Genomic DNA, 1,911 nt, shown 5'->3' on the forward strand with positions numbered 1-1,911 from the left:
GTGCAAAGCCTGGTCGATGCAGGTTTTCTGTTGCGTGAGCGCGAGCAACTGGTGTTTCCCCATGACCGTGTGCTTGAGGCGGCCTGTCAGCTGGCGGCGCCAGTGGGACGGGCGGCCGAGCATGCGCGTATCGCTGGCGCCATGCTTGATCATTGGGGCGAGCAGATCCATGAACGTGTGTTCGAAGTCGCCAGTCAGGTCCAGCGCATTGACGCCGATGAACTGGAGGCGCATCGCCGCGCCGCGTTCGTCGAGCTGTTGGTCGAAGCCGCCGAACGCGCCCGCGACACCGCTGCTGTCGAGCAGGYCGTGGGCTATCTTCGCACGGCCGAGAGTCTGCTCGGCCAGACAGGTTGGTCGAGCCTCTACAGCCAGACGTTTGCCACCCAATGGCTGGCTGCCGAATGCGACATGCTCCTGGCCGATCTGGAAGGCGCCCAGCGCCGCCTCGACGATTGCCTGACCCAGGCCACCACAGTGCTCGACCGCGCGAAGACCTATCGGTTACGGGCCACCTTGCGCACGCTGCACTCCGATTACGAGGGGGCGATCACCGAGGCGTTGAACGGTCTGGCCCTGCTGGATATTCCCCTGCAGCGCAGGCCCTCACAGAACGATTTGACCCTGGCATTTACCCAGGTTCGTGAGTTTGTCGGCGCACGCCGCATCGCCGATCTGGTGCATTTGCCCAAGGCCGATGACCCGTCTGTCGAAGCGGCCATGGAGTTGCTCAGTACGTTGATTTCTTCGTTTTTCGTCGACGACGACATTCGTTTTCTGCATTTGGCGAAAATGGTCGAACTCACACTGCTGCATGGCACCACGCCAAGCAGCGGTTACGGTTTTGCCTGGTTTGGCGTGATGATTGCCGAACGCTATGGCGAATATGTGGACGGGCAGGCTTTCGCCGAAGTGGCGCTTGAACTCACCGACAAGCACGGCTACGAAGCAGGGCGCACAGGCACGCTGGTGGCGCTCGATCAGGTCAGCCCGTGGACCCGACCGATGGCGTACGCTCGACAGAAGGCGTTCGCCGCATTCGAGTGCGGCCAGGCCGGCGGCGACCTGGGCATGTCCTGTTACGCCTGCAACCACATCGGCTCCGACCTGCTGTTCATGGGCGAACCCTTGCAAGGGGTGTTGAACGAACTGGAGCATGGGTTGGCGTGGGTGCGGCAATTTCATTACATCGATATCGAGCGCATCCTGCTGGCGCAACAGGCATTCGCCACCGATCTGCGCGACGGGCGCCTGCATCGGCCGTTGGCCGAACTGGATGGCATCGAACATGACCGTTTCGGCCCCATCGACCGTACCCGTGTGTCGCAGCCGACGCTGTTCTGGTCGTGGCTGTATTCAGGCATGTCGGCGTTTTATTTCGGCGATATCCCTTACGCATTGCGACGTTTCGAAGAAGCCGCCGAGCTGGCCTGGTCCATTCCGGCGCATATCAATCTCGCCGATTACTACCTGTTCTACAGCCTGGCGCTGGGCAGTGCGCAAGCGCCGGGCGAGGTGGCGGAAAAACTGGAAAAGCTCGAGCGGCAACGCCTGCGGTTCCTGCCGTGGGTCGAACTCAACCCGACAACCTTCCGCAACAAATTGCTGCTGATCGAGGGCGTCATCGCCCGTTTGCGCGGTCAGGAACTGGTAGCCATCCGTTGTTTCGATCAGTCGCAGATCGCTGCGGCGGCGGCCGGTTTCATCCATGAGCAGGCGCTGGCCCATGAACAATTGGCCGATATTTGCCTACCCAACGGGCTGGTGTCGGGTGCCACCCACCATCTGCGTGTCGCGCGCGACTGCTACAACCTGTGGGGCGCCGAAGCCAAGGCACGTCAATTGGAAGCCTTGCACCCGTTTCTGAGTGCGCAGCCGTCGTTCGAGCCGGTCCGGCCTGTGACCCAGGTC

General features: G+C 61.9%; 1 pseudogene. It reads left to right on the forward strand.

Features of this window, described 5'->3' with window-relative positions:
* A pseudogene (locus ACXRVY_RS26610) lies at nucleotides 1-1,911 on the forward strand (trifunctional serine/threonine-protein kinase/ATP-binding protein/sensor histidine kinase); the annotation flags it as partial.

The organism is Pseudomonas sp. P5_A2_2 (assembly GCF_054177685.1).